Raw genomic sequence first — 22,540 nt, 5'->3', positions numbered from 1 at the left:
GGCTTAGTTCTCACGTTCGACCAGGCGCTTCAACGCGGCCTGGCTGTGGGGCAGATCTGCGGCCTTGGCGACATCCTGTCCGAGGAATTCCATGATTTCCGGCCAGCGCTCCAGCGCCTCGTCCACGGCCGCATCGTTGCCGCGCTGGTAGGCGCCGATGGTGATCAGGTCGCGGTTGGACGAGTACGCCGAGACCAGCCGCTTCAGCGCGCGGATGCGCAGACGCCACGGCTCGTCGGCGATGTCCTGGACCACGCGGCTGACCGAGGATTCGACGTCGATGGCCGGATACAGGCCGCTGTCGGCGACGCGCCGCGACAGCAGGATGTGGCCGTCGAGGATGGCGCGGGCGGCGTCGGCGATCGGATCCTGCGGATCGTCGCCTTCGGTCAGCACCGTGTAGAAGGCGGTGATCGAGCCGCGGCCCTTGGCGCCGTTGCCGGCGCGCTCGACCAGCGCCGGCAGCTTGGCGAACACCGACGGCGGGTAGCCGCGGGTGGTCGGCGGTTCGCCGACCGACAGGCCGATCTCGCGCTGCGCCTGAGCGAAGCGGGTCAGCGAGTCCATCAGCAGCAGCACGTTCAGGCCCTGGTCGCGGAACCACTCGGCGATCGCGGTGGCGCGGTAGGCGCCGTGCAGGCGCGCCAGCGGCGGGCGGTCGGCCGGCGCGGCCACGACCACGGCGCGGCGCAGGCCTTCCTCGCCCAGCGTGGTCTCGACGAAATCGCGCACTTCGCGGCCGCGTTCGCCGATCAGCCCGACCACGATCACGTCCGCGGCGGTGTAGCGGGTCATCATCCCGAGCAGGGTGGACTTGCCGACGCCGGAGCCGGCGAACAGGCCCACGCGCTGGCCGCGGCCGATCGGCAGCAGCGCGTTGATCGCGCGCACGCCCACGTCCAGCGGCATGGTGATCGGCTCGCGCGCCAGCGGGTTGATCGAGATACCGGCCATGCCGACCGAGCCTTCCGCGCGGATCGGGCCCTTGCCGTCCAGCGGCACGCCGTCCGAATCGATGACCCGGCCGAGCAGGCCTTCGCCCACTTCCACGCCGCCGCGGCGGCGCACCGGCACCACCCGCGCGTTGGGCAGCAGGCCATGGGTTTCGGCGCTGGGCATCAGCGAGGTGCGTTCGCCGGAGAAGCCGACCACTTCGGCATCGACCCAGCCGCCGTCGACCTCGACCCTGCAGGTGGCGCCCATCGGCGCCTCGCAGCCGACCGCTTCCAGGGTCAGCCCGACCGCGCGGCGCAGGATGCCTTCGCGGATCAGGCCGCGGCCGGCGGCGGCGTCGAGATCGAGCTTGCCCAGGCGCGAGGCCAGGCGCAGGTTGCGCGCGTCCAGCCAATCGGCCGGATGGGTGCCGGACAGCGCGCTCACAGGCCCGCTCCGGACTTGCGCATCACCGTCTCCAGCGCCGCGCGCAGGCGCGCTTCCAGGGTGCCGTCGATGCGCACCGCCTCGGCATGCACGCGCAGGTCGCCGCGGCTCAGGGTCAGGTCCGGCACCAGCCGGGTGCCGTCGGCCATCGAGGCCAGCAGCGGGGTCAGCGCGGCGATGTCGTCCGGGTGCAGGCGCACCTCGACTTCGCGGCGCGCGCCGCCGACCGCGTCCAGCGCTTCGCCGACCAGGTCCGCCAGCAGCGCCGGATCGGCCTCGTAGGCGCGGCCGACCAGACTGCCGGCGATGCGCACGGCCAGTTCGCCGAGCGCGCCGACCACTTCGTTTTCCAGCCGCGCCAGCGGCCGCGAGAAATTGTCCAGGATGCCTTCGATCTGCGCGGTCAGGCGGCGGATCTCGGCCTGGCCCTGGGCCAGGCCCTCGCTGTGGCCGCGCTCGAAGCCCTCGAGCTGCGCGGCCGCCTCGATCGCCTGGATGTCTTCCAGGCTCGGCGGGCGCAACACCGGCTCTTCGGGCAAGGCCTCCTCGAACTGCGGCTCGGGTAGCGGCGCGGCATTGAGCTCCGGCGCGAACCAGCGCACTACGTTGCCGCTCATACCATCGCCTCCGCACCGGCGCCGCCGAGGCTGATCACGCCTTCATCGGCCAGCCGGCGCACGATGCCGAGGATTTCCTTCTGCGCGCCTTCCACATCGGCCAGGCGCACCGGGCCGCGCGCTTCCATGTCCTCGAGCAGGATCTCGGCGGCGCGCTGCGACATGTTCTTGGTGATCTTCTCGCGCACCTTGATGTCGGCGCCGCGCAGGGCCAGGCCGAGGCGGTCGCCGCTGACTTCGCGCAGCAGGGTCTGCAGCGCGCGGTCTTCCAGTTCGACCAGGTTGTCGAACACGAACATCAGGTCCTGGATGCGGGTGCTGAGCTCGGCGTCGATCTTGCCGATCGCCGCCAGCACGCCCTGGTCCTGGCCGCTGTCCATGAAGTTGAGGATGTTGGCGGCGACCTTGACCCCGCCGACGTTGGAGGACTTCAGGCCCTGGTTGCCGGAGAACTGCCGCTCCATGATCTCGTTGAGTTCGTTCAGCGCGTTCGGCGGGATGCCGTCGAGGGTGGCGATGCGCATCAGCACGTCGGCGCGCACGCGCTCGGGCAGCAGTTTCAGCGCCTCGGCGGCCTGGTCGCTGTCCAGGTGCGCCATGACGATGGCGATGATCTGCGGGTGCTCGTTGCGCACCAGGTCGGCGACCGCGCGCGGGTCCATCCACTTCAGCGTGTCCAGGCCGGTGGTGTTGCGGCCGAGCAGGATGCGGTCGATCAGGCCGCCGGCCTTGTCCGCGCCCAGCGCCTGCACCAGCACGTTGCGGATGTAGTCGTCGGCGCCCACGCCCAGCGAGGTCTTGCTGCCGAGTTCGCTGTTGAACTCGTCCATGACCTTCTCGACCTGGTCGCGGGAGATGCCGCTCATGGTCGCCATGGCGATGCCGATCTTCTGCACCTCCTTGGGGTCCATGTGCTTGAGCACCTCGGCCGCGTCGCTCTCGCCGAGCGACAGCAACAGCACCGCGGCGCGCTGGGTTCCGTTCATTGCGGACGTATCAGGCTTCACTGGCGACCCATCCCTTCACGACTTGCGCGACACGCTTGGAATCCTGCTTGACCGCCTCGCGCGCCAGGCGCAGACGCTCTTCGTAGGCGTCGGGCAGGGCGATCGCGGGGCGGCTGCCGCCGGCGATGCTGGCGGTGTCGTCGGCCATCGACGGCAGCAGCGGGTCCTCGTCGTCCAGCATCGACACATTGGCATTGTGCGGCTCGGACTTGTCCTTGCCGGCGTTCTTGGCCGGCGCCGGGCCGGCGATCTGGCGCAGCGCGGGGCGCAGCACGCCGAACAGCAGGGCCAGCACCACCGCCGCGCCGAGCAGCAGGCGCAAACCGTTCATCACCCGCGGATCTTCCCACCAACCGGGCTTGTCCGCCGCTTCCGGCGCTTCGCGCACGAACGGGGCGTTCATCACCGACACGGTGTCGCCGCGCTCGGCGTTGAAGCCGACCGCCTGCTTGACCAGGCCTTCGATGCGGGTCAGCTCGGCGGCGCTGAGCGCCTGCTCGACCATCTTGCCCTTGGCGCCCGGCCGCGGCACGTGGTCGACCAGCACCGCCACCGACACGCGCTTGATCCGGCCCGGCGGCTGCCGGGTGTGCTGCAGGGTGCGGTCCAGCTCGTAGTTGCGGGTCGCGCTCTTGGAGCTTTCGGTCGGGGTCGCGGCGGCGGCCTGCTGGGTGTTGGCCGGGGTAGCGCCCGGGGTGCCGGCGGCGCCAGGCTGGCCGGGCGCGGCGGCGCCGGGCGGCGAATTGCTGGTCGCGCCGGGGATGCCCTGCGGGCCGGCCGCGGCGGTGCTGCTGTCGCTGACCTGCTCGCTGCGCAGCTTCGGCGGCTCGCCGTTGTACAGCTCGCGCGCTTCCTCGGTGACCGAGAAATCCATGTCCACGCTGACTTCCGGATTGACCCGGCCGGGGCCGGTCATCGGCTCCAGCAGTTCGCGGATGCGCTGGTTGTAGGAGCTTTCCTGGCGCCGCACCTGCTCGAACTGGGCCGCGTTCAGGGCCGCATCGCTGTTCGGGTCGGCGATGGTCAGCATGCGCCCGCTCTGGTCGACCACGGTGACCCGCTCCGGGGTCAGGTCGGGGATGCTGGAGGCGACCATGTTGACGATCGCATCGACCTGGTTGCGTTCCAGGGTGGTGCCGCCGCGCAGTTCCAGCACCACCGAGGCGCTGGCCACGTCGCGCTGGCGGGTGAACGCGCTGGGCTTGGGAATGGCCAGGTGCACCCGCGCCTCGCGCACCGGGCGCAGGCTGGCGATGGTGCGCGCCAGTTCGGTTTCCAGCGCGTGCTGGTAGCGCGCGTTCTCGACGAACTGACTGACGCCGAAGCCCGGGTCCTTCTCCATGACCTCGAAGCCCATGTTGCCGCCGTTCTCGGTCAGGCCGGAGCCGGCCAGCTTCAGCCGCGCGTCGTAGAGCTTGTCCTCCGCCACGGTGATCGCGCCGGTGGTCTGGTCGAGCTTGAACGGGATCTGCGCGGTGCGCAGCAGGTCGGTGGCCTCGGCCGTGCCCTTTTCGTCCAGGCCGGTGTACAGCGGGGTGTACGCGGGCTTCTGCGACCAGAAGAACACGAACAGGCCCGCGGCCACGGCCACGGCGATCATCGCCATCAGACCGATGCGGCGGGTGATCTGCAGACTCTGCAGGCGATCGAACCAGGCGCCTGCCTTTTCGCCGCTGAGAGTGTCTTTGCTGAGCGCAAGAGCCATCGTTGTCTACCTTACAGCGGCATGTTCATCACGTCCTGGTACGCCTGGACGAGTCGGTTGCGGACTTCCACGGTGGCGCGGAACGCCACCTGGGACTGTTGCGCGGCCATCATCACCTTGGCCAGGCCGGCGTTGGGGTCGCCCATTTCGAAGGCCTTGGCCAGATCGCCGGCCTTCTGCTGGGTTTCGTTGACGCCGCTGATCGCGCTGCGCAGGGTTTCGCTGAAGCTCGGGGCCTGCGTGCCCTGGGTCCCGGTCAGGCCCTCGATCGCATTGCTGCGCCCGGCATCGGCCACCTGCGCAGGCGCGGCCTGGCCGACCTGGCTCTGGTAGCTGCGGATCTGCGAGAGGATGGAACTGATGGAGTCGCTCATACGGGGATGTCCATGCCGGGGCGGCTACCCGGGATGGATGCAAGCGGTGTGCCGAAATCCGGCGGGTGCCGATCGGCTACGCGGAAGGACGGGTGAATGCATGGCGCATCGAACGGCACGAGGCTTCGCCCGTACCCTCATCCGCCCCTTCGGGGCACCTTCTCCCGGGGGGAGAAGGGGGGCGCGCCGTGCGAGGGCCGGCGGCGGCGTCGGCTTCCCGACGCAGCCCGGCCGCGGTCTTAGCTCCCCTGGTGACGGCCGATTGACGCGCCGCGCCGTGCGGGTCCCGGCCTGGATCAGGATGCAATCCCGGTGCCGGTGCCGGCGGCCGCTGCGCTCAGTCCGGTAGCCAGGCCGCGCGCCAGGCCTGCAGGTTGGCGCCTTCCAGCATCCAGTCGCGGCGCACCGCCGCGTGCAGCGCCGCGCCGGCCGCGACGCACGCCTGGGTGTCGGCCAGGTGCATGCGGATGGCGTTGACCCAGTCGCGGAAGCGGTTCTTGACCAGGGTGACGGGCAACCCGCCTTGGTAGGGCGGCAGGTCGCTGGCCACCACCGGGTAGCCGCAGGCGCCGTATTCGAGCAGGCGCAGGTTGCTCTTGCAGCGGTTGAACAGGTTGTCTTCCAGTGGCGCCAGCGCCAGGTCCAGGCGCAGCGCGGCCAGGGCCTGCGGGTAGCGTTCGAAGTCCACGCCGGGGTGCACCTCGGCCACATGCGGGCGCAGCCGCTCCGGGCACATGCCCATGAACACCCAGTGCACCTCGCCGGCCAGCGCCTGCACCACGTCGGCGATCAGTTCCAGGTCGCCGGTGTGGCTGGCGCCGCCGGCCCAGCCGACCCGCGGCTTGGCGCCGGCGCTGGTCCTGATCGGCGCGGGCAGATCGCCCCACATGCGCGGATCCAGCCGGTTGTGGACCACGCGGATGTCCGCATGCAGGCCGGCCAGGGCCTCGGCCAGGGCGGGGGTGGACACCACCACCCGGTCCACCAGCGTCGCGGCGCGGCGCAGCGAGCGCAGCACGTCCTTGGGTATCTGCTCGCGATGCACGCTCTTCAGCGGCAGGTTGGGCAGGTAGTCGTCCAGCTCGTAGACCTTGAACGCGGTGGAGAAGCGGCGCATGCGCTCCATCTTCGCCAGTTCGACGTCGCCGACCCGGCGCTGCACCACCACTGCATCGGGGGCGATGCGCTGCATCTCCACCGGGTCGAGCAGGCGCGCGTAGTAGACGCCGTCGATCTGCCCGGCCTCGGCCAGCGCCTCGCACGGCTGGATCACCCGGTAGTGGCCGCTGCCGAACGCGTCGCCCGGATGCGCCAGGATCCGCGGCAGCGGCCTCCACGCCAGCGGCTGCCAGGAGAACTCCGATTCGCCCAGCTTGAAGCCGCCCGGCTGCTCCAGGCCCAGGCTCGGCGAGTAGGCCGGATCGTGCGCCATGACCGGCAGCCAGCGCTGCAGCAGCGCGTCGTCCGCACTTTCCGGCCGCGGCGGCGCAGGCGGTTGCAGCAGCAGCGCCTCCGGCGTCCAGATCGTCCATTCGCCCAGCGCCGCCGCGCGCAGGCACAGGTCCACGTCGGCGCCGCCGTCGGCGAAGCCAGCCGCATCGAACCCGGACAGCCGCTCGAACAGTTCGCGCCGCACCAGCATGCAGCGCTCGGACACGGCGCTGTAGCGGTGCGCCACCTGCAGCCGGCCCATATAGCCGGCCTGCGCCATCGGCTCGCCGGCGAAGGCGTGACCGGCGCCGGGCAACAGCCCGGGCAGCAGACCCGCGTGGGTGATGGTGGCGTCCGCGGACACGCCCTTGGCGCCGACGATGCCGACCTCCGGGCGCTGCGCATGGTTCATCAGTTCGTGCAGCCAGCGGCCCTGGACCACGGCGCTGTCGGCGTCCAGGAACAGCAGGTAGTCGCCATGCGCCTGGGTCGCGGCCAGGTTGCGCGCCTCGGCCTGGGCCACGCGCTGCTCCAATGCGAACACGCGGATGCGGCCGTTGCCCAGTTCGGCCACCGCCTGCAGCCATGCGCCGACCGCCGGCGAGTCGCTGGCGTTGTCGACCAGCAGCAGTTCGTAGGCCGGGTAGGCGGTGGTTTCGAGCAGGCCGACCACCAGGCGCTGCAGGGCCGGCAGATTGTCCTGGGCGATGGTCACGATCGAGACCGGCGCCTGCTGCGCATGGCCATAGTCGATGCGATGCAGCCCGCCAGGCAGCGTGTCGATCCTGGCGTCGGCATAGCCGCGTGCGCGCAGGTGGCTGGCGACGGCGCGCTGGCGCGCCTCGGCGCCCGCAATGGCGTCGGCCGGCGCCGCGATCAGCAGCGGCTCGGGCAGATGCGCCAGGCTGGCGCCGGCATCGCGCTGGAACAGGCGCAGGATCAGCTCCAGCTCCAGCGCGCCGTCGTGATCTGGATCGAACCCGCCCAGCTCCTGCACCAGGGCGCTGCGGAACACCCAATGCCCGGCGGTCGCCAGCGGATTGCCCAGCACCAGGTCCAGGTCCGGATCCGGGCGCAGCACCGGGGCCAGCGTCTGGCCGTCCAGCGCCAGCCATTCGTCGGCATACAGCGCGCTGCAGTGCTGCTGCTCGGCCAGTTCCAGCAGCAACCGCAGCAGGCCGCCTGGGTAGAAACGGGTGCCGGCGCTGGCGCACAGGAACCAGTCCGCGTGGCCGAGTTCGGCCAGTGCCGCGTTGCGGTCGGCGGCTTCGTCGGCGGACGCCAGTGGCAGATGCCGGACCCGCGGATCCGGCCACGGCGTTGCGGCCTGGTCGCCGAGCACGGCCACGCTCAGCGTGGCGAAGGCGGCGCCGTCCAGCAGCAGGCTGTGCAGGCTGGCTTGCAGCGCTGCCGCGTCGGCGTTGCGCGCGTCCAGCAGCACCGCGAGCCGCGCGCCGCCGCCCAGCTCCGCCAGGCCCGCGTCGAACAAGGCGCGCTTGGCCGGCGGCAGCTGCCGCTGCGCCTGCCAGTCGCGTAGCGCCAGCTGGGCGCGGCCGCGCGCATACGCGGCCTGGATCGCCTGCAGCAGATCGACCGGTTCGGCGCGGCCTCCGTCTAGCGGGGTCACATGGACCAGGCGCACATCGCCGTCGCCGCGGTACCAGCCCATGGCGCGCACGCCACGGCGGAAATCGTCGTGGCCCTGGTCGCCGATCCCCGGCTGGTCGCGGCCGGCTTGGCTGAATTGGTCCTGCGTCACCCGGAAGCGGGTCAGCGGCCTGGCCAGCAGGGCCAGGTTGCCGCGGTGCAGCAGCTTGGCGTACAGGGCCAGGTCGCCGACCCAATGAATCACCTTGCCGTCGAGCATCATCAGCTGGTCGCCGATCTCCAGCAGATCCTGGCGCCGGCACAGCACGCAGCTGGGCTCGCCGATGAAGTTGATGGTGTGGTCGGCGAGGAAGGACAGCAGTTCGGGGCCGTCGAGCAGTACGTCGCCGGCGAACGGAAAGCTGGTGGCGTGGATGTCCACCAGCGGCGCATCGTCGCCGTCGATGCGCTGCCGGCGCGAGGAGGCCAGCACCACGTCGGGGCCGGCCTGCATGGCCCGCACCAGCGCGGCGATGCAATCCGGTTCCAGCACGTCGTCGTCGTGCAGGAATTTGACGTATTCGCCCTGCGCCAAGCCGATGCCCTTGATGGTGCTGCCGAGTTCGCCCAGGCGGCTCGGGTTGCGCTCGTAGCGGATCGGGAAGCGCGCCGCGGCACGCCTGCGCTCCACCGCCGCGGCGATCGCGCCATCGGGGTTGTCATCGCAAATCACCAGTTCCAGCGCCGGATAGGTCTGGCCCAGCACGCTGTCGAGCGTCCGCTCGAAGTACCGGAACTTGTAGGCCGGCATGACGATGCTGACCAGCGCGTTGACACTCATTGGGACGGATGGTCTCTGAGAGGGAAGAGGCGGCGGCCGCGGTGTCGGCCCCTGCGCGTGCAGATGCCGGCGTTGTCGCCGCCAATCCGCTACGGATGCAACATGCGTGCCGCAGTCGCTCGATCAGGACCTGCGCGGCTCCGTTGCTCGGCACCCAGGAGAGGATGCGGGACCTGGATCGGCGGGCCGGGTTACCTGGATCGCACCAGGTGGATTGTCGCCGCTGGCGCGTGGCGCGACTCGAGCGCCAAGCCCGACGCAGTCTAGCGGGAACGGAAGGGTGGGCTTGGCGGCGGCATCCGAGGGCAGGGCGGAATACAGCGGGTCTTGCCGTTCCAGTTGCGCCCATGCCGGGTTCAGGTGTGCAAAGGCGGCAAGCGCTTGCCGCGCGCCATTGCTGTCGCCAAGCGCCATCTGCAGGCGCGCCGCGCGGCGCCAGATCCGGTCCCAGTCGGCACCGAGCCTGAGCGCCTCGTCCAGTGCGACCCGCGCCTGCTCGGCGTTGCCCTGCCGCTGCGCGCGCTCGGCGCGGACCATCGCGCTGTTGGCTTGGTTCAGATCGAGCAGGTGGCGCAGCTCGGGCACTGGCTGGCTGGCGGCATCGACGCGCAGATCGATATCCTGGAATCCTCCCTGCGGCGTGCGCACCAGTAGCGCAGCGGACATCTTGCCGGTGCTCTGGCCGCCGGCTTGCTGGCCGGCGGCGAGGGCGGCGACGAGGCGATCAGCGAGCGTGCCCTTGCCGCCGAGGAAGCTGTCGCGCATCGCGGCGACGACCGCTTCGCTGGCCAGGCCATTGCCCTGAATCGCATAGCCCGGCCCGGTGATCGACCCGGCCCAGGCCGAGGCCATGGCCTGCGCGCCGGTGTAGGCAGCGCCTTCGCCGCGCATCCCGACCACGCCCACTTGCCGGAATGAGGCATCCTGCCCCTCGAACCCATCGTCGGTTCGGACCAGTGCGTCGACCACCGCGCGGGCCGAGGCGCGCTGTTGCAGCAGGGCGATTCCCTTCGGTCCATAGGAGGGGTTGGTCTCGTATTGGGACGCCACCGCGCCGACCTGCGCCTTGGCGTAGATGACCGTCGCGCCCACTGCGAGATTGTTGGTGGCCACCGCTGCCCCGCAGGTGCCGGACGGCGTGCAGGCCACGATGGAGAATGTCGCGAACGCCGGGCCGGTGATGGCCAGGGCCATCGCCGCGGCCAGCAGCCGAAGCGCGGTGCGACGCACAGTGATGTTCGAACGCAGCATGCCGGGTTCTCGCTACTGGTGCGGTGGAGTGCCTACAAGGTGGCCAGCGGTCATTGCCGTCCCCGACGGCTCGACACGGCGCCACTATGCAGAGGAAGGCTGCGTCGAGGAAGTGCCGGTCGCGGCTCAACCAGTGCCACTCAGTCCGACGAGCGGGGATCGGACAGGTCGCTGCCTGCGCTCATGGCTGCGCGTCCAACGCGTCGGTGAGCTGCCGGGCGCGCAGCGTCTGCTCCATGCGCAGTACGTCGGCCGGCGTATCACTGCGATCGATTGGTCGCTCATCTGCGCCATCCTGACTTCGAAGCCCAGTTCCAGGAAGCGCAGGATCTCGATGTCCTCGATCTCTTCCAGCGCGGTCTTGCGGGTGACCGCGGCGAACGCCTGCAGCGCCTGCCTGGGAAACGCGTAGGCGCAGACCTGGCGCCAGGCGCGGTGGGATCAGGCAGTCGCTTGAGTTCATCAGCGTACGGATCCCGGCCTGTTCGCAGGTGGTGCGGATCAGGTCGCAGTCGGTGGCCACCACGATACGCTCGGCAGGTGCGGCTTTTGCATGCCGACCTTGAATTATGTTGCAAAGATATCCTTGTACTTGGTGAAGAGGTACTTAGAAGCAATATAAAACCATGGCATCAGGACATAGCCGATTGTGTTGGCGAAAACCGAGCTTGTAATATTTGTCTGTCTCCGCTACAAAATCCGTTAGTGTCAGTAAATCCTCAGGCTTGTGATAGAGCGAAATCGCCATTTTAGGTCGGTTTTTTTCGATTGTTTGGCGTGCGCCATGCAGCGCATCGAGTTCGGATCCTTCAATTTCTAGTTTGATGAATGTCGCTGTTCTTTCCGTAGCATCGTCGATGGTTGTGACGGGCACTGTTATAGCAACATTGTCTTCGCGTGCTTTATCGTATATATGACAAATAATATTGGAATCAAGTAAGTGAGCAGATTGTGTTTGCGCAAACCCCGGAGTTTCGAAGTCAGGCACAATTTGCCCTGGATTGAATCGCAAGGTCGTGTTGCTGCTCCACAGTCCCTTCTCATGCAGCGTAATAGACGGCGCTAATGGCTTCAGATATTGATCTTGGAGCGCATTAAGGCGCGCGCGAATTAAGTTATTATTATTGATGGAAGGTTCGAAAGAGTGAATTCGTTTGAACTGGCCCTTGCATGCTCGCAGGAAGCCTTCGATGGTGTCGCCATTGAAGGCGCCACCATCGACATATGTCTCATGATCGCTGAATTTAAGGAATTGACGGTTTGTAGAGTACGAATTAAGTTTGAAATCTTCCGCGCCATAACCGACGGCGCACGCTTCAAGATAGAATGGGTTCAAAGTTAATCGATAAAGTAAAATGCACAGCCATGTAATGCGAGAGTAATCGTCAACTAATTGATCGCTCACTCCGACCAAGCGGTCAATATTGCTGATGGTTGCGCTGAAAAATTCATGGCCATACCAGAAAAAACGGCCGGTCTCGCCAACATGGTCAACATTGCACGAATTTAGTAAATGTAGAAACTGTAAGGGCAGCAATGTCCGTAAGTTCCACTGACTGGCGATTCTGGTGAAGTAATGAAAGCCCGCTCCGCCTGGAGCCAGTATGCAAGACACGACATTCGCTTGGTTGGAGGCTAAGCTGACCCAGGTATCCGAGCTAACGACAGGTATTCCAAATATATCGCTTTGTCGCTCATGCAGGAAGTCGTCGACAATAGCAATAACATTGGCAGATTTGGCCAATACGCGGATTTCAGAGCGACAAACCGATCCGCAAACAATAAATTTCTGAGTGGCCAGAAAATCTTCTGGCGCCCGGTCTAGCCATGCGGGGAAAAGTCCACCAGGCTGCGTAAGGGACTCGCGCAATTCAAAAACATCTTTAATAAGTTGCTGTTGAGACAAAAGTGGGTACATGGAAAAGTGACTCCTTTCAAGGCGAATGGTGTTGTTTTGGCGTGGGCTGTTCGACTCCAGGACTGAATCCGTGGCGTGTCCAGCGCGGCGCGCCGTGAATGCTGTCCAGATGGGTGTTTTGATCATCGACTGCGGCAACGACCTGATTCAGGAAAGCTGCGATCCTGGTGCCATGCGCCATGCCTGCATAGGACTGGCGAGCGACAAGGAAGGCGGGGCGGTTGGCAACAGCGGGTAGGCATGCAAACGCATCATCGAGTGAGGGATGGTCCTGCTCGGCGATGCGTAAAATCTGCTGGCGAAGCCGCTGATTCCCTGAACGCATTAATTCATCTCTCGTATGTATGAATGGGCTGTTTGTATCGGGGGTCGAAATAGGTCTTGGCGGTGATGTCCTCGGCATAGACACGCGGCCAGCCAAGTTCGCAGCTTCGGCCCACCTTGACGCCTGCGCGCACGATGGCGCCGGTACGCAGGATGCTGTTGCCGCCGATTTCGACGCCAGTGCCAATTTGAACGCCATGCTCTATCCAGCATGAGGATTTGATGCGGCATGCCGGCCCAAGGTGCGCTCCGGCATGGATGACGGTGTTGTAGTCGATCCTGCAGCCGTGCCCGACGACAGCATTGGCACCCACGAACGCATTGAGGCCGATGACCGTGTCCGCGCCGATGGCGGCGCTGGAGTGTATGAACGGCTCCAGTTTGAAGCCACGCTCCATTGCTGCCTGCATCAGTTCCATGCGCTTGAAGTTGCCGAAGCGTTCGTCGAAGGCGGCGAACATGGCGCCGTCGGATGGATTCAGCCCATCCAGCACGCTCAGATCGAACGCGTGATAAGCATCCTGTGGCACGTCAATCCTGATGACCGTCTCGTCCTGACGCGCCTGCTTCCAGGCGTGAAAGGCCAGATCGAGGTATTCGCTGCCGCCGATGATCCACCTAGATTTCATGTTCGGTTTCCATCAGCATTTCGTACCAGCGTTCGACCAGGCGATTCATGGATTCGTAGTCACCCTGGGTGGGCAGTGGAGCATCTGTGTGCAATGCGGACTGCACCCGCTCCATGATTTCCACGTCTTCGCCCACCACCGCCTTGCTGCCGTGCATTTGTGCCAGTAACACCTGGCCGGAAAACCCATAAGACCGCTTCTTGCGTGCGCTGAACCAATAGATTTCCAAGTCGGTCCTGTCCGGCGCGATGGGAATGTGGTGCTCCAGCGTGAAGGAATAGCCGCCGTTTGCGCTGGCGATATGCAAGTTCGGGAAAGCCAACCAGTTGAAGTAGGCGTCCTGCTTGCCCCAGCGTTCCACTTTATCGTGCCAGCCGAAGTGTCTAAGGTCGGGGATGGGTGCTTCAGCGCCGCCGAAGCTGAAGCGACGCATCTCGCGCCTCAAGGCCGCGGGCGATGTGTCTTGCAAGGTTTCCATGGACTCCTTGGCTTGTTCCTCGTTTACGTGGGGAACGAAGCTGACACTCTTGGCCAGGGTCTTAGGGTGGACGAAACGCGGGTGATTGGCATCCCGAAGGTTTTCGTAAGCGAGCTTCCAGTTGTACCGGCCATGCCATGTGGTCACCATGACCTCAGTGTCATAGGCGTTGGAACTGCTTTCCAGCAAGGCGATGAAGTCTGGCGAAAACTGCTCCTCGATCGGCATCGGGTTGGGATCGAGGTTGACAAAAAGCAGGTTGCCGATGGCGTGCAGTGAGAACTCGCGCAGCTTCAACTTGTCCTTTTCACCACGCTCTATGCGATAGATAGAATCGCAGTCCGGGATGTTCTTTACCCGGCCTTGTTCGTCGTAACTCCAGGCATGGTAGGGGCACACCAAAGGCCGGCAACCGATGGCACCGGTCTGGATCAGCGCACTGCGGTGGAGGCAAATGTTCTCGAACGCACGTATTTGGCCGTGGAAGTTCTGGATGACCAAGGGAATGCCCGCAATCTTGCGGGTGATGAAGCAGTTGTTTTCCCGCAGCAGTGTCTTGAGCCCTGCGAACAACCATAGTTTGCGGAAAAGCTTGCGCTGTTCGCGATCAAAGATCTCTTGCGACAAGTAATACCTGGGGTGCATCCGGGAGCGCATGGTTCAGTCTGCTGGTATGTGCTTGTGGAAAACGATCTTGGCCGGATTGCCGAACACCGTGGCGCCGGGTGGCACATCCTTCAGCACGACCGCACCGGCGCCGATGACGGCGTGCTCACCCACCTTGACGCCGGGCACCAGGGTGGCGCGCGGATGCACGACTGCGAAGTCGCCTATCTGCACACCGCCGCCCATGAATACCTGTGCCCCGATATGAGCAAAATTGCCGATGCGAACGTCGTGTCCGATCACCGACCAAGTGAGCAGGTTGGCAAAGTCCCCGATCCATACATCGGGGGCGACGTGAACCTGGTTGCCGAGGAAGCAACCTGTGCCCAGATGCACACGGCGACTGAGGTGCGCCTCGGTACAGACCGGGATGAACGCTGCCCCCTTTGCAAGCAGCGGTTGAATGTATTTACGACGTTCCAGCGGGTCGCCTTGTGCGCAGACAAAGGCCTCTTCGTCGCGCGGCACGTACGTCAACGGGTCACCGACGATGGGCACGCCGGTATCGAAGCCATCCAGAATATGCTTCCGGCTGTCCAGGAACCCGGTGACCTCCCATTGCTTCCCGTGCGCGATATCGCCCTGCATTTGTTCCAGAACCTCGCGACCCCAGCCGCCCGCGCCGACGATGAGCACGGGATAGCTCACAGTACCGCCCCTCCGTCCATCACCAGGCTGGTCCCCGTTACCCAGCGGCTGGCATCGGACAACAGATAGATCGCGGCGTTCGCCACGTCATCCGGCGTACCCAAGCCGAGCGGATGGCGTTTTCTCTGTGCTTCCAGATGGGCTGCGTCCCAGATGGGTGTCGCTACTGCCGAAGGCGAAATGCCGTTGACGCGGACTTTGCGTTTGGCCTGCTCCATGGACAGACAGCGGATGATGCCGAGCAGGGCTGACTTCATGGCCGAATAAGGACCTACCCCTGGCGTGCCGATATGTGCAGCAGTGGAAAGTATGAACACGATGGAACTTTGGGGCGCAAGGGCGTTGGCCTGCAACATCCGCTGGGTGAGCATGACAGGTGCTAGGAAATTGACCGCATAGACATCGGTCATAAGCTTCTCGGTCAGCTGCCGGATGGGGCTCAGCCGCTGCCTGCCAGCGCAGTGCACCAGGCCATCCACACTGGATGCTTCCTGCACCAGGCGTTCACGGTCTTCGGCTTCGGTCAGGTCGGCCAGCACTTGGACATGTCCTTGGCCTTCTAAAAAGCTGTAGGTTTCCTGCAGGCGTTCTGCATCCCGCCCGGTGACCACCAGGCGTGCCCCGCGCCGAGAGCAGGAAACCGCGATTTGCCTGCCGATGCCCGACGATGCACCCGTCACCAGAATGGTTTTGCCTGTCAGTGAAAAGGCTTGTTGCGCCGCATTGCTCATGCGTAGATGTCCATAGGCGCAGAAAACCCGCCATCAAGAATGAAGTAGTTGCGCGTGATCCAGCGGCTGGCATCGGAAAGATAGAACACTGCTGCGTAAGCCACGTCTTCCGGCTCGCCCATGCCAAGTGGCGTCAATTCAAACAAGCTGTCCATATTGCCGCCGCTTCCCTGCAAGCCATCCAGCAAGGGAGTGCGCACATAACCCGGTGCGATGCAGTTGGCACGCATGCCTTGCTTGGCTACTTCCATAGCCAGCGAGCGCATCATGCCCAGCAGGGCGCTCTTGCTGGCAGCATAGGCGCTGCTGGCCAGCGGACCTATGTGCGAGGCAATCGAGGCAATGAACAGCAGGGAGCCGCCCGGCGCGATCTGTTTTTTCGCCAGCAGGCCTCGAGTCAGCAGCATGGGGGCGTAGGTGTTGGCTGCAAATGTGGCATCCAGGTGCGCTTGGCCAATCATGCGAAAAGGGGCCAGCTTGGACATGCCGGCTGCATGCGCCAAACCGTCGATGACGCCGCTGGCACCCACCACGCAGTCAATGCCTTCCTGTACAGCCAAGTCCGCTACGATTTGCGTGTGGCCTTCGCCTTCCAGCTCATCGAATGTGGCTTGCAACCTCTCCGCGTTGCGCCCGGTGATGACGATCCGCGCTCCCATCTGCGAGCAAGTGATGGCAATTTGTCGACCAATACCTGATGAAGCGCCGGTCACGAGGACGCGCTTGCCTTCCAGTGAAAATGGATCGCGCTCGGTGTTCATGCTTCGATCAGCGCTGGGAAGACGGCGTTCTCGACGTCCACGATGGCTGTACCCCAGGACAGGCCGATCCCGAAGCCGCAGAGCAGCACCCGCTTGGTGCCGGACTCCAGTTCCTTGTTGATGCGTGCGGTCATGGTCACCGGCAGCGAGGCGCCGCTGGTGTTGCCGAAGTCGCGCAGGGTGGATGGCACCTTTTCGACCGGCAGGCCCAGTTTCTTGCGAATGGTCTCGTTGATCATCCGGTTGGCCTGATGGAAGACGAAGTAGTCGATGTCGTCTTTGCTTACGCCGGCGTAAGCGATTAGCTTTTCCACGGCCGGCGGCACGCGCTGTGTGGAGAAGCTGAGTACTGCTGGTCCATCGAGCTGCAGATCGGTGCCGTGGTGCCAGCGATCCTTTTCGTTTTCGCGATAGGGCAGCAGGTGTTGAATGCCGACCGGCTCGCGCTGGCCGCCCACCGGCAGGATGATGGCCCGGTAGCCGCTGCCGTCGCTGTTGAGGTCGAAGTACATCGGCGTTGCGTTTTCGTCGAACTCCAGCGCCGTGGCTGTGCCGGAGTCGGAGAAGATCGGGTCTTCAAGGTTCGCGCTGCGGTCACCCACCAACAGCAATCCCTTCTTGACGCCGCCGGCGGCGATCATCGAGCCCAACAGGTTGATGCCAAACGGGTAGGCCGAGCACCCCAGGTTGACGTCGAAGGCAATGGTGGCGTGCGAAAGCCCCAGCCGGTCTTGCAGGATGATGGCGGTTGCTGGAATCGGGTAATCGGGCGATTGGGTCACCACGATCAGCGCATCGATCTCCTCGCGTTTCCATTGCAGGCTGTCCATCAAGGAATTGGCCGCATCGAAAGCAAGGTCGGAGAAGCACTGCCAGGGCTGCGCCATGCGCCGGGTCTCGATGCCGATGTTGCGCACCAGCCGCTCGCGCTCGGAACGGATCTGCGGCCGGCAGTCGGTCAGGTTGGAGACGATGCGCTTCGGCACGCAGGTCGCCATGCCGGCAAAGCGCACATTGTGCAGCGTGGAGGTCGGCATGCTACGCCTCGGTCAACTGGTAGAGGTCGCCCACGGTGACGGCCGCAGCCAGGTGCTCGCCGGTGATGGTCTTGCCGTATTCCATGTCGAACATCACGATCACGCCGAGCGCGGCGAGCGAATCCCATTCGGGAAGCTCGCGCAGCACGGTGTCCGTCGTCACCTCGACCGGCGTCTGGAAATCGGTCGCCGACAGGAAATTCTCGATAAACGTTGCTTGGCTCATTCTTGTTCCACAGGGTGGGCGGAGGAGGGGACAGTCGCCGGAGGGCGACCGCTTTTTGCAGCGGCTGGCACAGTAGCGCCGGCGATCAGGTTGGCGATGGTTTCCACATCGCCGGCGCTCAGGCCGGGATAGATCGGCAGGCACAGCACCCGCTCGGACATCTGCCGCGCGACCGGCAAGCCGGCCGGCGCGGCCGAGGGCAGGCCGCGGTACATCGGGAAATCGCTGATCAGCGGATAGAAGTAGCGGCGCACCAGGATCTCGTGCTCGCGCATCAGCTGATGCAGGCCGTCGCGGCTCAGCGGGAAGTCGTCCTCGATCAGGATCGGGAACGAGGCGTAGTTGGCCAGTTCCGGCGAGCGCGGCGCCAGGCAACGCACGCCGGGAACCTGCGCCAGGCGTCGCCGGTAGTCGGCGGCGATCTCGCGGCGTTGTGCCAGCGCACGATCGATGTGTTGCAGCTGCAGCAGGCCGAAGGCGGCGTTCACCTCGCTCATCTTGCCGTTGATGCCGGTGGCCACCACCGTGGTCTCGTCGACGAAGCCGAAGTTCTTCAGCCGGCTGATGCGCTGGTAGGTCTTTGCGTCGGGGCAGACGATGGCGCCGCCTTCGAAGGTGTTGAACACCTTGGTGGCGTGGAAGCTGAGCACGCTGAGGTCGCCGTGGCGCAGGATCGAGCCGCCGTCGTCCTTGACCCCGAAGGCGTGCGCGGCGTCGTAGATGACCTTGAGGTTGTAGGTGTCGGCGATGCGCTCGATCGCGGCGGTGTCGCACGGCGTGCCGTAACAGTGCACCGGCATGATCGCGGTGGTCTGCGGGGTGATCGCGGCTTCGATCTTCTGCGGATCCAGGTTCAGCGTGACCGGATCGATGTCCACGAACACCGGCTTGATCCCTTTCCACAGCAGCGAATGCGCGGTGGCCACGAACGAGTAGGGCGTGGTGATCACCTCGCCGGTGACGCGCAGCGCCTGCAGCGCGGTGAGCAGGGCCAGCGTGCCGTTGGTCAGCAAGGCCAGGTGTCCGACGCCCAGGTACTCCGCCAGCGCCTTTTCCAGCGCCCGATGCATGTCGCCGCCGTTGGTCAGGATGCGGCTGCTCCAGATCTTCTCCAGGTACGGCACGAACTCGTCCAGGGGAGGCAGCAGCGGACTGGTGACGGGAATGGGCATGGTGGCCTGCGTGGGTGCGTGTGAGAATCCGCGGCGCGGATCGTTGCGACGGGGTTCTGTTCTGAAAGCAAGTCATATGCCAACAGACGTGTCCACTGCTTCCGCGTTCGCCTGCGGGAAGCGCGCGACGATCCCCATCGTTCGCGACACAGCCGCATCGTGCCGGCCGGACGTGCGTCCGGAAAGCATGCGATGCGTAGAGGGGAGGGTACTTCAGTTTCGAACCGCGGTCGTTCCGTAGCGCAGCAAGCGCGCGAGGACGCGGATCGCGAAAGCGCGCTCAGCCGGCCAGTTCGGTCTGGTCGCGGTCGATGCCGTACTTGCGCAGTTTCTCCACCAGCGTGGTGCGACGCAGGCCCAGCAGCTGCGCCGCATGCGCGACCACGCCCTGGGTGCGCTCCAGCGCTTCGTTGATCAGCGCCAACTCGATGTTGGCCATGTGCCCGCGCAGGTCCAGGCCGCTTTCCGGCAGCGTCGACGCGGTCTGTGCGGCCGCTTCGGACGGATCGGCGAACGCCTTGGGACCGACGTGCAGGTCGACCACGTTGGGTACGCGGCGCGGATCCGGCGTGGCGATCGGCGCCAGCGGCGCCGACACGTCGATCGAGGAGGCGAAGTCGCCGCGGTAGCGCGCCGGCAGGTCCTGCACCCGCACCAGGCCGCTGGGATGCAGCACCGCCAGGCGTTCGACCAGGTTGGTCAGCTCGCGCACGTTGCCCGGCCAGTCGTAGCCGCGCAGCGCCTGCAGGGCTTCTTCGGAGAAGCGCACTTCGCCGCGTCCGGTGCGCGCCAGCTGCGCGGCGATGGTGTTGACCAGCGCCGGCAGGTCGTCGCTGCGTTCGCGCAGCGCCGGCATCTCGATCGGGAACACGTTGAGCCGGTAGAACAGGTCCTCGCGGAACTGGTTGCCGGCGATGCGCTCTTCCAGGTTGCGGTGGGTGGCGGCGATCACGCGCACGTTGCAGCGGATGGTGACGTTGCCGCCGACCCGCTCGAAGCTGCGCTCCTGCAGCACGCGCAGCAGCTTGACCTGCATCGGCAGGCTCATGTCGCCGATCTCGTCGAGCAGCAGGGTGCCGCCCTCGGCCATCTCGAAACGGCCCTTGCGCGCGGACAGCGCGCCGGTGAAGGAGCCTTTCTCATGGCCGAACAGTTCGCTTTCCAGCAGATCCGGCGGAATCGCGCCGCAGTTGATCGCCACGAACGGGCCGTCGCGGCGTGGCGACTGCTGGTGGATCGCGCGTGCGACCACTTCCTTGCCGGTCCCGGATTCGCCCAGCACCAGCACGGTGGTGTCGAACGCGGCGACCTGGTCGATCAGCCGCCGCAGCCGCACCACCGCGGCGCTGTTGCCGGTCGGGCCGCTGTCCTGCACTGCGCCGGCCTGGTGCTCGGCGTCCAGGCGCTTGAGGCTGGCGCGGCGCAGCAGGGTTTCCAGCTGCGCGTGGCGCAGCGGCGCTTCCAGCTGCCACACATTGGCCTCGTGCAGGCCGTGGCGCTGCGCGAACGCCTGCGCCTCGCCGTTGAGCAGCAGCACTGGCGGCGGCAGCGGGCTGCGCGCGACCCAGCCGAAGAACGCGTCGGCCTGGGCCTGGTCGTCGAGTCCGCCGACCAGGATCGCCATCCACTCGGTCTGCCGGTGGCGGCCGGGATTGACGTCGGCCACGTCGGTCACCCAACGCGGGTTGAGGTCCATGAATTCGAGCAGGCTCACCGTGCGTTCGGCGCGGACCGCGTCGTCATCGATCACCAGGATGCGCGATTCGCTCATGCCGGTACTCCCTCTGTGCGTAAGCCCTCCAGGATCGGCATCACTTCCTGGATGTAGGACAGCTTGCTGACGAAGTTGTCGGCACCGGCGCGCATGGCGTGCTCGCGGTGCTCGGCATCGTCGAAATGGCTGGCGATCACGATGTAAGGGGCTTGGTCCTGGGTCTTGATCAGGCGCGTGGCCTGCAGGCCGCCCATTTCGGGCATGGCCAGATCCATCAGCACCACCTGCGGGCGCAGCGACTCGGAGCGTTCGATCGCCTCCAGGCCGTTGGCGGCGCTGCCGATCACTTCCATCCAGTCCAGCTTGCGGAAGTGGCGCATCGCGGCGTTGATGAAACCTTCGTGGTCGTCGACCAGAAGCACGGACAATTTGTTCATGTGCATTGTTTCCTTAGCCCGCGCGGGCCAGCAGCGGTTTGGCGCGACGGCGTTCGCGGGCGGGGGCGATATCCAGTTGTTCACGGTACTTGGCCACGGTGCGCCTGGCCACGTTCACGCCCTGGCGCGACAGCAGGCCGGCGATCGCCTCGTCGGCCAGCGGCCGCCCGGACGGCTCGGATTCGATCAGGCGCCGCACCATCGCGCGCACCGCCTGTCCCGAAACCGCGGCGCCTTCCAGGCGTACGGCGAAGAAATGCTTCAGTTCGAAGGTACCACGCGGCGTCTGCAGGTACTTGCCGGTGGTGATGCGCGACACGGTGGATTCGTGCATGCCGATCGCGTCGGCCACTTCCTTCAGGGTCAGCGGCGCCATCGCTTCCTCGCCCCTGACCAGGAACGCGGCCTGGCGTTCGACGATGGTGCGGGTGGTGCGCAGCAGGGTCTCGTAGCGCATCGACAGGCCGCGGGTCAGCCAACGCGCTTCCTGCAGCATTTCGCGCAACGGCGCTGCCGCCTCGCCGGCCTCGGCCAGGGCGCGCTCGTGCATCGGATTGACGGTGACGCGGTGGGTGGTGGCCGGGTTCAGCGCCACCCGCCAGGTGCCGTCGCTGTGCCAGGCGACCACGTCCGGGATCACGTGGCCCAGGTTCTCCGGCAGCAGGCTGTCGCCGGGGCGTGGCTGCAGCGACAGGATCAGCCGCACCGCTTCGCGCACGTCGTCGGCTTCGGCGTCGAGCTGGCGCGCCAGCAGCGGGTAATCGTGGCTGGCGAGCAGGTTCAGATCGCCGGCAAGGATGCGTGCGGCCAGATGGCGGCCGGCGACGCGGCCGGGCAGGGCGGCCAGCTGCACGCTCAGGCATTCGCGCAGGTCGCAGGCGGCCAAGCCGGCGGGGTCGCCGTGCAGCAGCCGCTGGCGAATCGCTTCCACCTGCGCGGCGGAGCGGTCGAAGCGCGCGCAGGCGAGCAGGGTCAGCGTGTCCAGCGCGCCGTCGAGATAACCGGCATCGTCGCTGTGCTCCAGCCAGAACGCGGCCACTTCCAGGTCGCGCTCGTCCAGTTCCATTGCCAGGCGCTGCAGCACGCGCAGCTGCGGATCGGTGGACTCGCCGGCGGCGATGCGCTGCATGCGGTCGTCTTCGCCCTCGCTCCAGCCGGCGGCGGGAATGTCCCACATCGAGGATTCTGGGAGTTCGTCGAACGCTGCGGTTTCCAGCGTGTCGTCGTGGTTTACCACCGGTTCGAGCACGCCTTCCGGCTCTTCCAGTTCCAGCAACGGATTGGTTTCCAGCGCGCGCCGGATTTCCATTTCCAATTGCATCCCGTCCAGTTGCAGCAGCCGGATCGACTGCAGCAATTGCGGGGTCAGGTGGAGTTGCTGGCCAAGCTGGGCGGAGACGGTCGGCTTCATGCGAACTTCCTCGGTTTGGCGCCAACCCTCTGGCGCCCGTGGAATGCATAGTGCTTGCCACCTGACGGTAACAGAATCAGGGCGTTCCTGAGCGGGGTAGTCAAATTCCCGACAGCATGTGGGGAAAATCCCTACATCGGCGTAGGGGGCGCCGGTCGATCGGCGCTGCAGAGTCAACGCTGGCGGGCTTCGACG

General features: G+C 66.0%; 19 protein-coding genes and 1 pseudogene. All 20 read right to left on the bottom strand.

Annotated features, from left to right (window positions below; all coding sequences use genetic code 11):
* Window positions 1-3 precede the first annotated feature (3 nt).
* Entirely contained in the window at window positions 4-1,380 is a 1,377-nt protein-coding gene (locus HEP74_RS11005) for a FliI/YscN family ATPase (protein ID WP_185812921.1), read from the bottom strand.
* Window positions 1,377-1,997, bottom strand: coding sequence for a FliH/SctL family protein (locus tag HEP74_RS11000; protein ID WP_185812920.1), 621 nt, complete (start codon window positions 1,995-1,997; stop codon window positions 1,377-1,379). The genes HEP74_RS11005 and HEP74_RS11000 overlap by 4 nt, the downstream gene beginning before the upstream one ends.
* The gene (gene fliG / locus HEP74_RS10995; protein ID WP_185812919.1) at window positions 1,994-2,983 is read right to left on the bottom strand and encodes a flagellar motor switch protein FliG; all 990 of its coding nucleotides are present in this window, start codon (window positions 2,981-2,983) and stop codon (window positions 1,994-1,996) included. The genes HEP74_RS11000 and fliG overlap by 4 nt, the downstream gene beginning before the upstream one ends.
* A gap of 10 nt (window positions 2,984-2,993) precedes the next feature.
* On the bottom strand, window positions 2,994-4,709 hold the full coding sequence (gene fliF / locus HEP74_RS10990; RefSeq protein WP_185812918.1) for a flagellar basal-body MS-ring/collar protein FliF: 1,716 nt from the start codon (window positions 4,707-4,709) through the stop codon (window positions 2,994-2,996).
* Between the two features lie 11 nt (window positions 4,710-4,720).
* The gene (gene fliE / locus HEP74_RS10985; protein WP_185812917.1) at window positions 4,721-5,083 is read right to left on the bottom strand and encodes a flagellar hook-basal body complex protein FliE; all 363 of its coding nucleotides are present in this window, start codon (window positions 5,081-5,083) and stop codon (window positions 4,721-4,723) included.
* Window positions 5,084-5,420: 337 nt separating this feature from the next.
* The gene (locus tag HEP74_RS10980) at window positions 5,421-8,942 is read right to left on the bottom strand and encodes a glycosyltransferase (protein WP_185812916.1); all 3,522 of its coding nucleotides are present in this window, start codon (window positions 8,940-8,942) and stop codon (window positions 5,421-5,423) included.
* A 123-nt stretch (window positions 8,943-9,065) separates the two neighbouring features.
* The gene (locus tag HEP74_RS10975) at window positions 9,066-10,193 is read right to left on the bottom strand and encodes a DUF1028 domain-containing protein (RefSeq protein WP_255427717.1); all 1,128 of its coding nucleotides are present in this window, start codon (window positions 10,191-10,193) and stop codon (window positions 9,066-9,068) included.
* Between the two features lie 607 nt (window positions 10,194-10,800).
* On the bottom strand, window positions 10,801-12,111 hold the full coding sequence (locus HEP74_RS10970; protein WP_185812915.1) for an FkbM family methyltransferase: 1,311 nt from the start codon (window positions 12,109-12,111) through the stop codon (window positions 10,801-10,803).
* A 64-nt stretch (window positions 12,112-12,175) separates the two neighbouring features.
* A pseudogene (locus HEP74_RS10965) lies at window positions 12,176-12,436 on the bottom strand (FkbM family methyltransferase); the annotation flags it as partial.
* 4 nt (window positions 12,437-12,440) lie between these two features.
* Entirely contained in the window at window positions 12,441-13,064 is a 624-nt protein-coding gene (locus tag HEP74_RS10960; protein WP_185812913.1) for an LbetaH domain-containing protein, read from the bottom strand.
* A complete protein-coding gene (locus HEP74_RS10955; RefSeq protein WP_185812912.1) occupies window positions 13,054-14,199 on the bottom strand; it encodes an aromatic ring-hydroxylating oxygenase subunit alpha in 1,146 nt (381 codons plus the stop codon). The genes HEP74_RS10960 and HEP74_RS10955 overlap by 11 nt, the downstream gene beginning before the upstream one ends.
* 3 nt (window positions 14,200-14,202) lie before the next feature.
* On the bottom strand, window positions 14,203-14,856 hold the full coding sequence (locus HEP74_RS10950) for an acetyltransferase (protein WP_185812911.1): 654 nt from the start codon (window positions 14,854-14,856) through the stop codon (window positions 14,203-14,205).
* On the bottom strand, window positions 14,853-15,587 hold the full coding sequence (locus HEP74_RS10945; protein WP_185812910.1) for an SDR family NAD(P)-dependent oxidoreductase: 735 nt from the start codon (window positions 15,585-15,587) through the stop codon (window positions 14,853-14,855). Before HEP74_RS10945 ends, HEP74_RS10950 begins: the two co-directional genes overlap by 4 nt.
* Window positions 15,584-16,348, bottom strand: coding sequence for an SDR family NAD(P)-dependent oxidoreductase (locus tag HEP74_RS10940; protein ID WP_185812909.1), 765 nt, complete (start codon window positions 16,346-16,348; stop codon window positions 15,584-15,586). Before HEP74_RS10940 ends, HEP74_RS10945 begins: the two co-directional genes overlap by 4 nt.
* Window positions 16,345-17,385, bottom strand: a complete 1,041-nt coding sequence (locus HEP74_RS10935) for a ketoacyl-ACP synthase III (RefSeq protein ID WP_185812908.1) — start codon at window positions 17,383-17,385, stop codon at window positions 16,345-16,347. The genes HEP74_RS10940 and HEP74_RS10935 overlap by 4 nt, the downstream gene beginning before the upstream one ends.
* A gap of 1 nt (window position 17,386) precedes the next feature.
* Window positions 17,387-17,611, bottom strand: a complete 225-nt coding sequence (locus HEP74_RS10930) for an acyl carrier protein (protein ID WP_003466862.1) — start codon at window positions 17,609-17,611, stop codon at window positions 17,387-17,389.
* Entirely contained in the window at window positions 17,608-18,783 is a 1,176-nt protein-coding gene (locus tag HEP74_RS10925; protein WP_185812907.1) for a DegT/DnrJ/EryC1/StrS family aminotransferase, read from the bottom strand. The genes HEP74_RS10930 and HEP74_RS10925 overlap by 4 nt, the downstream gene beginning before the upstream one ends.
* 280 nt (window positions 18,784-19,063) lie before the next feature.
* Window positions 19,064-20,554: a sigma-54 dependent transcriptional regulator gene (locus HEP74_RS10920; protein WP_185812906.1), complete on the bottom strand. Its 1,491-nt coding sequence runs from the start codon at window positions 20,552-20,554 to the stop codon at window positions 19,064-19,066.
* Entirely contained in the window at window positions 20,551-20,934 is a 384-nt protein-coding gene (locus HEP74_RS10915; protein WP_010341669.1) for a response regulator, read from the bottom strand. The genes HEP74_RS10920 and HEP74_RS10915 overlap by 4 nt, the downstream gene beginning before the upstream one ends.
* 13 nt (window positions 20,935-20,947) lie before the next feature.
* Window positions 20,948-22,345: an RNA polymerase factor sigma-54 gene (gene rpoN / locus HEP74_RS10910; protein WP_185812905.1), complete on the bottom strand. Its 1,398-nt coding sequence runs from the start codon at window positions 22,343-22,345 to the stop codon at window positions 20,948-20,950.
* Between the last annotated feature and the right edge of the window lie 195 nt (window positions 22,346-22,540).

It is taken from the genome of Xanthomonas sp. SS (assembly GCF_014236835.1).
GTDB lineage: Bacteria > Pseudomonadota > Gammaproteobacteria > Xanthomonadales > Xanthomonadaceae > Xanthomonas_A.
Note: the sequence above shows the minus strand (reverse complement) of the source record. Positions and strands in the feature narration are given on the sequence as shown.

What these genes read in the sequence shown, in the direction of transcription:
- HEP74_RS11000 (WP_185812920.1), bottom strand. Translation starts at nt 1,997, where the DNA reads ATGAGCGGCAACGTAGTGCGCTGGTTCGCGCCGGAGCTCAATGCCGCG.
- fliG (WP_185812919.1), bottom strand. Translation starts at nt 2,983, where the DNA reads ATGAACGGAACCCAGCGCGCCGCGGTGCTGTTGCTGTCGCTCGGCGAG.
- fliF (WP_185812918.1), bottom strand. Translation starts at nt 4,709, where the DNA reads ATGGCTCTTGCGCTCAGCAAAGACACTCTCAGCGGCGAAAAGGCAGGC.
- fliE (WP_185812917.1), bottom strand. Translation starts at nt 5,083, where the DNA reads ATGAGCGACTCCATCAGTTCCATCCTCTCGCAGATCCGCAGCTACCAG.
- HEP74_RS10980 (WP_185812916.1), bottom strand. Translation starts at nt 8,942, where the DNA reads ATGAGTGTCAACGCGCTGGTCAGCATCGTCATGCCGGCCTACAAGTTC.
- HEP74_RS10975 (WP_255427717.1), bottom strand. Translation starts at nt 10,193, where the DNA reads ATGCTGCGTTCGAACATCACTGTGCGTCGCACCGCGCTTCGGCTGCTG.
- HEP74_RS10970 (WP_185812915.1), bottom strand. Translation starts at nt 12,111, where the DNA reads ATGTACCCACTTTTGTCTCAACAGCAACTTATTAAAGATGTTTTTGAA.
- HEP74_RS10960 (WP_185812913.1), bottom strand. Translation starts at nt 13,064, where the DNA reads ATGAAATCTAGGTGGATCATCGGCGGCAGCGAATACCTCGATCTGGCC.
- HEP74_RS10955 (WP_185812912.1), bottom strand. Translation starts at nt 14,199, where the DNA reads ATGCGCTCCCGGATGCACCCCAGGTATTACTTGTCGCAAGAGATCTTT.
- HEP74_RS10945 (WP_185812910.1), bottom strand. Translation starts at nt 15,587, where the DNA reads ATGAGCAATGCGGCGCAACAAGCCTTTTCACTGACAGGCAAAACCATT.
- HEP74_RS10940 (WP_185812909.1), bottom strand. Translation starts at nt 16,348, where the DNA reads ATGAACACCGAGCGCGATCCATTTTCACTGGAAGGCAAGCGCGTCCTC.
- HEP74_RS10935 (WP_185812908.1), bottom strand. Translation starts at nt 17,385, where the DNA reads ATGCCGACCTCCACGCTGCACAATGTGCGCTTTGCCGGCATGGCGACC.
- HEP74_RS10930 (WP_003466862.1), bottom strand. Translation starts at nt 17,611, where the DNA reads ATGAGCCAAGCAACGTTTATCGAGAATTTCCTGTCGGCGACCGATTTC.
- HEP74_RS10925 (WP_185812907.1), bottom strand. Translation starts at nt 18,783, where the DNA reads ATGCCCATTCCCGTCACCAGTCCGCTGCTGCCTCCCCTGGACGAGTTC.
- HEP74_RS10920 (WP_185812906.1), bottom strand. Translation starts at nt 20,554, where the DNA reads ATGAGCGAATCGCGCATCCTGGTGATCGATGACGACGCGGTCCGCGCC.
- HEP74_RS10915 (WP_010341669.1), bottom strand. Translation starts at nt 20,934, where the DNA reads ATGAACAAATTGTCCGTGCTTCTGGTCGACGACCACGAAGGTTTCATC.
- rpoN (WP_185812905.1), bottom strand. Translation starts at nt 22,345, where the DNA reads ATGAAGCCGACCGTCTCCGCCCAGCTTGGCCAGCAACTCCACCTGACC.